Origin of the sequence: Methylotetracoccus oryzae (genome assembly GCF_006175985.1) — a bacterium.
Taxonomy (GTDB): Bacteria; Pseudomonadota; Gammaproteobacteria; order Methylococcales; family Methylococcaceae; genus Methylotetracoccus; species Methylotetracoccus oryzae.
The window spans coordinates 1-6,570 of the sequence record NZ_SRSH01000037.1; the positions used below are offsets into that span (position 1 = coordinate 1).

Below are 6,570 nucleotides of genomic sequence, written 5' to 3' on the forward strand. Positions count from 1 at the left end.
AAGACCTTCTTCAGCGCCTGCTCTTTGAAGCCCTCGGAATACGTTGCTTTCATCATGCTCATGATCCTCTAATCTCCTTTCACTCGGAACATTAGAGGCGACAACTATTCTGACGCCGGGGGGCGGTTGATGAGCAGGATGTCGCGATGCGGCCATTTCCGGGGGAGCTGAATCAGTCGACAACTTGAGTCGCTTGATCACCGCTCGCTTTCTATAAAGCCATGGATGCCAAGCTAAAAGCAGCCGACATGCGCCTAACCAGAACCGCGGTTAACTGAGAAGCTCAAAGAAGCCTTGCCACGTGTCGATGTCAATTTCTCTCTGATTTTTTCTGATCAGTACAGCGTTGCATTGGGGGTGTAAACGTGTCGTCTTCGCTAACTTGGCTCGATCACGATTCAGCGGCACGCGACCGCAGCCTCCGGATTCTGGCGCTGTTCCGCGAAAAGGAAAGCCGCGACGAACTCGGCATCGGTGGCCTGCGCGATGCGATTGCCGATCAACTCTTTCCGGGTACATCCACGATTCAAACTCGGCTCCGGTACATGCTGGTTGTCCCCTGGATATACCAAGACCTGGAACAGCGACGCGTCCCGGCCAATACCTTCGAGGCTCAGGCCAGGAAAGCCGAATTAGCCATCGTTAAACCGCTTCTTGAGAACCAGGAGATGGGCGTATTCGGCGCCCAGGCCGGAAGCGACCTAAAGCGCCTCCCCAGTTCGGTTTATTGGGCTGGTCTTGGCGAATGGGGCATCCGCCGCTACCCAGGCTCCCAGAGTGACTATTACCGTGCCATCGACCTACTGTATGAATGTCGGGTGAGATCCCGTCAGCGCGACGATGATGACACCGAGGCGGGCCCGTCACCCCAGTCATGGCATCCCCGCCTGCCTTCCCCACCGGCTGACTTTCCGGCGACGCTAACCCTTAACCTCACCCAAGAGGAAGCCAGTTTCCTCCGCGACTGTATCGTCCAACGCTGCGAGGGCTCACTTCTGGCCTGGCTTGCCTTGAACGGACGGGAGGACACGACACCAGAGCCGTGGCTGCATCATCAAGTTGAGGATTTTCCCGCATCGGCTCGCGAACTGCTGAAGCATGCGAGTTTGTTGACGGACGTGGTCGAAGGCGCTGCGCGGCTCTACAACCTAATGTTGGCGGAGCTTCGCGATGATGAGGGCCTCGCCGCTGGGCATCGGAATGATTTAATCGAATGGCAGCGACGTCGCGATATCAATGATGTCCGTAATTGGTCACTGCCGGAGTTGTGGGAGAAGACGGTGGGCCATGGCCATGCGATCACCCACCAGACACGCCGGTTCGTGGAGGCGTGGATTGAACGGGTGCGGGTGATGAACAGTAACGTCGCCGATGACGCCGAAGGGCGGCGCCTGATCCGGGAGCGGGAACAAAACCTCAAGGGCCCCCGCTCCCGTTTCATGAACCGCGGCGCGCTCGCCCAATGGGGTGGGAGTTCCGGTGTTGGGCGTCTGGTTTATCGATGGCCGACGGCTCGCCGCTTCCTCGGCGACCTCCTGCCAGCACTGGGAGGGGGCTAAACATGCTCGACCCAAATCAGCGTAGTCTGCTCAGTTCCTTAGTCACCCCTCCGCCAGGGATGCTATTCGACACCGGTCTTGCAACAACCTACAGCCTGGACCCGCTCACCTTACTTGGAGTACCCGTGCATCTGGCCTGGCTTGCTAGCTATGGCAGCGGAGATGTACTCACCGATCCGATTCGCCTCCTTGAAGCTCTGCGGCGCGTGACGGAGCGATTCACGGTATTCGCTGATCGAGGACGGATGCATGTGCCTGGGCAAGCCAACGCGCTATTTGCCCTACTGGAGAACACCATTGTTGAGGTTCGCGCACCTCAAGGCGGCGCTTTCCATCCCAAGATCTGGTTGCTGAGATTTTCTCACCCCGAAGGTACCGAGCCCGTAATGCTGCGGCTCGGCATTCTGTCCCGTAACCTGACCTTCGACCGCTCGTGGGATCTGTCGCTGGTGCTTGAAGGCACTCTTCGTGGGAGTTACACAAAGAAATACCGTCCTTTTGGAGAACTGATCAAAGCGCTCCCGTCCTGGGCAGTTCGGGAACTATCTACTGCACGCCGCGAACAGGTTGAGCAACTGGCAGATGAGGTGCGCCGGGTAGCGTGGGAATTGCCCGGAGCCTGGGAAGACTTGCAGTTCCATGTGCTTGGCTTGCGGCGCAGTCGCTTGGACCCGGGCCCTGCTGATGAGATAGCGGTTATCTCTCCGTTTTTGACTCCGGAGGCGCTTGCTCAACTCCGACAGGGAAAAAAGCGTTCCGTGGCTTTGGTGTCTCGCCCGGAAACTCTTGCCGCACTCCCCGCAGACGCACGCGGGGCTTTTGAACGTTGTCTCGTCCTCGACGATGCCGCCGAAACCGAAGATGGAGAAGAACCCGAGACCCCGCACGCTATCGGTCTTCACGCCAAGGCGATCGTGCTTCGGCGGGGTTGGTACACCCACTTGTTCCTGGGGTCTGCCAACGCGACGAGTGCGGCCATGGTCCAGGGCTTGAACGTCGAGATCATGGCCGAGCTCTCGGGCCGTCGAAGCCAAGTGGGCCATATCGATGATCTCCTGAGTACCGACGGATTTGGCGGATTGCTTGCAGATTTCTCTCCCCAAACACCGCCCACACCGGAGGACGCGGCCAGGGCTGACGCTGAGTTGGCGTTGGAAACCTGTCAACGTACCCTTGCCAGTGCGAGCCTTTCTGTTCATTGCGCCCCCGATGGAGCGGGGAACTGGAACCTGCAATTGGTGCCAGCGGCTGGGGTGGCATTGGGCAATGTCACTGCCCGTGCCTGGCCACTCTCATTACAACCCGAGAGAGGTATTGATGTCGTCGCGCTTGCGACGGGCGCGGAAGTTGTCCTAGGCGTTGTCGATGCGGCGGATATTACGGGATTGATTGGTTTTGAACTGTGCTGCGGCGAGCAGGCGCGGCGGTTTGCGCTGAACCTCGAGGTTGTTGGCCTGCCCGATGACCGCGACGCCGCCATCCTGCGGCGAATCGTGCGTAACCGCGAGGGCTTTTTTCGCTATCTACAGCTCTTGCTTGGAGGCCTGGGCTTAAATCTGGCTCCGGGCAATGAGGGAATCCGAAACGGCACCGGCAGTTGGCAGCCAGGTGCGCCCGGCACTGAATCGCTATTGGAAGATCTAGTTCGGGCCTGGTCACGCGAACCGGCTCGCCTCAAAGATGTACAGCGGGTCGTCGAAAGGCTTCGCAATGAAAATGACGAGAACGGGTCGATCATCCCATCTGATTTCGACGCGCTCTGGATTACTTTTGAACAGGCCATGGCGAATTAAGGATGACGGGACGCTTTTCAGCCGAATCCACCCTCCACGGCCTCAAGGATTTTCAGCGCCGGACCGTGGACTACGTTTTCCGGCGGCTCTTTCTGGATGAGCCAGCCACGAAGCGATTCCTGGTCGCCGATGAGGTCGGGCTCGGCAAAACGCTGGTCGCGGCCGGCGTGATCGCCAAAACCCTGGAGCACCTGCAGGACCGGGTCGATCGAGTCGATTTCATCTATGTGTGTTCGAATGCAGCCATCGCCCACCAGAACGTCGCCCGACTTAATGTACGAGGCGAGGGAGGCTTTGCCCTGGCGAGTCGGCTTACCCTGCTGCCGACCCAGGTGAAGAGTCTCCGCAAGAGCTCCGTGAATTTCGTGAGCTTTACACCGGGCACAACCTTCGACCTCAAGTCGCGTTCCGGGTTGATGTCGGAGCGGGTTCTACTATTCCGAATGTTGCAGAAAAGCGGCTTCGACAAGAAAGGCCTCTTGCACATGCTGCAGGGCCCTGCCGGGCGTGACGGGTGGGAAAGCGCGGCCCACCAGTGGTTCAATGGGGATGCTGTGGATGCCGACCTCCAGGCCAACTTCGTCAAGGAAGTTGGAGGCGACCTTGAACTGACAGCGCGTATCGATGATGTCTGTGCGCGCTTCCACCGGTACCGCGCCAATGTTCCCCAAGACGACAACGTTAGCCGTTACGACCTCATCGGTCACCTCCGCCAACGGCTCGCCAGGGTTTGCCTACATGCTCTCGAGCCTGATCTTGTCATCCTCGATGAGTTTCAGCGATTTCGCAATTTGCTGCGGGACGATGACCCAACGGCCGATCTGGCTCAGGAGCTATTCAACTATCCGAAGGTTCGGGTCATGCTGCTCTCGGCGACGCCCTACAAGATGTTGTCCCTAGACCATGAGCAGGATGACGACCACTACCCGGATTTCATCAAGACTCTGCGCTTCCTCCTGGGCAGTGACGCGGCGGTGGAGTCCCTCAAGCGCGAGATCGAAGCGTTCAGACGCGGATTGCTCAACCTGAATTCTCCGAACCAAGCGGACCACATCCAGCAAGCCCGTGACACCTTGCGCCATCGGCTCCAAACCGTCATGTGTCGAACCGAGCGCGTGGGACGGACAGTTCGTCAAGACGCGATGCTATCCGAGCCGGCGCGAGCCGCCCGGTTGCTGCCCCACGACCTGATGCATGCTCGGCTGCTGGACGGAGCATCCATCAAGGTGGGTGCCCACGATGCGGTGGAATACTGGAAATCAGTACCCTACGCCATCAACACCATGAAGGGCTACGACCTGCGGAGGCGGATCGAGGGGTTGGCCGCAGAGCAGTTGGCCGATTTCGCATCGTTCCTGCACGAGCATCGCGGATGTCTCCTGCGCCGGGATTATTTCGAGCGATACCAAGCCATCGATCCCGCCAACGCGCGGCTCCGGGTCCTGTTCAATGACACGCTGGAGCAGGGACTCTGGAAGATCCTTTGGATGCCGCCCTCGTTGCCCAACTGGCGCCCCGAGGGCCCGTTCGAGCGTGTGGGCGATGTCACTAAATCTCTGGTGTTCTCGGCCTGGAATGTCGTACCGGATGCCATCGCTTCCCTCTGCTCGTATGAGGCCGAGCGGCGCGCGGTGACCGAATTCGATACCTCAATCGCGCATTCCACTCTGTATGACAGGGTCAAACCGCTGCTGCGTTTTTCGCGAGAGCGGGATGGCCGGTTGACCGGTATGCCGGCGTTGCTGCTCCTTTATCCGTCACCGACGCTGGCATCTCTGGTGGACCCGGTTTCGTTGTCGCTTGCTGCCGAGTCGCTGCCCAGTCTGGAAGAGGTGGAAGCCCAGGTCACCGCAACGGTGCGCGAATGGCTGGCGCCACACATCTCGGGCATTGACGACGTGGGGCGGATCGATGAACGCTGGTACTGGATCGCTCCCGCTCTGCTGGACCGAGGCGGGTTTCCCCAGGTGCAAACCTGGCTTTCAGACTGGGGCGACGACCGGTTGACGAACGCCGACGAGGAGGGCTCGGCCTTCCGTGAACATGTGGAGCAATTCCTGCGTGCCTTCAATGATCCGGCATCGTTTGAACTGGGGCGTCCTCCGGATGACCTCGCAACCGTTCTGGCTCGACTTGTTCTGGCGGGGCCCGCGATTTGTGCGAGCCGTTCCCTCCGGCGATCTTCACCGGACCTGGCGTGGGACGACCTTGCCCTGCTAAAGGCAGCCGCGGCCGTGGGGTCTGGCTTCCGAACTTTATTCAATTTGCGGGAGTCGATCGCCGTCCTTCGAGGAGAAGGGCACTCTGAGCGGTATTGGCTGTTGGCGCTTGAACACGGGTTACAAGGTAATCTCGGTGCCCTCTTGGACGAGCAGGTGCACGTCCTAAAGGAGTCACTCGGTGTCGCCGCTGCTCCGGCTTCACAGCGGGTCGAAAGCATTGGCGCCGAGCTTCGGGACAGCTTGTCGATTAGGACCTCCCAACTAACTTTTGACGAATTGAGGCCTAGGCCGAAACTGGGCAAAGTCCATTCGGAATCCTTCAAGCTGCGTTGCCGATTTGCTCTCCGCTTTGGCGACATGAAGGATGAACAGGGGGAAGCCCGGACGGAGGTCGTGCGGGCGGCCTTCAATTCCCCATTTCGGCCATTCGTATTGGCTTCCACATCCGTGGGTCAGGAGGGTCTGGATTTCCATCTCTGGTGCCATGCCGTGATGCATTGGAACCTCCCATCCAATCCAGTGGACCTCGAACAACGCGAGGGACGGGTTCACCGCTACAAAGGACATGCGGTCCGGAAAAACGTGGCCGCTGCCATGGGCCGCAGGGTCCTGCGGGACTCCTGGCAGGAATGGGCGGATCCCTGGCAGATCATGTTTACCAGAGCGCGCGACGTGACAGGCAATGACCTTCAGGCCTTCTGGTTATTCGAAACCGAGAACGGCGCGTGCGTAGAGCGACGGGTCCCGCTGTTGCCTCTGTCCCGTGATTCGGCAAGGCTGGCGAAGCTGAAACGCGGCCTCGCCCTCTACCGTTTGGTGTTTGGACAACCCCGGCAGGAGGACCTGTTGGCGCATCTGAGCAACTTGGGGTGACGGTAGCGTCCGTCAAGGTGGTGTAATTTTCGGGGGCGAACTCCGGCTCAGATGAGTTCTTCAGTCTGCAGTCAGTCCGGGTAATGGGTCCATCCCGACGCTGTGCTCTGTCATGGTGTGTTG

3 protein-coding genes are annotated in these 6,570 nt (G+C 59.5%); all 3 read left to right on the top strand.

The window, feature by feature from the left end:
* Positions 1-365: 365 nt before the first annotated feature.
* Genes BWR02_RS20670 through BWR02_RS20680 form a run of 3 tightly spaced genes read left to right on the top strand, consistent with a single transcriptional unit; the run spans position 366 to position 6,447 of the window.
* Positions 366-1,559, top strand: a complete 1,194-nt coding sequence (locus BWR02_RS20670) for a DUF6361 family protein (protein WP_139559805.1) — start codon at positions 366-368, stop codon at positions 1,557-1,559.
* 2 nt (positions 1,560-1,561) lie between these two features.
* Positions 1,562-3,352 carry a phospholipase D family protein gene (locus BWR02_RS20675; RefSeq protein WP_139559806.1) on the top strand — a complete coding sequence of 597 codons (1,791 nt, stop codon included), beginning with the start codon at positions 1,562-1,564 and terminating at the stop codon, positions 3,350-3,352.
* A gap of 2 nt (positions 3,353-3,354) precedes the next feature.
* The gene (locus BWR02_RS20680; protein ID WP_139559807.1) at positions 3,355-6,447 is read left to right on the top strand and encodes a DEAD/DEAH box helicase; all 3,093 of its coding nucleotides are present in this window, start codon (positions 3,355-3,357) and stop codon (positions 6,445-6,447) included.
* Positions 6,448-6,570 lie beyond the last annotated feature (123 nt).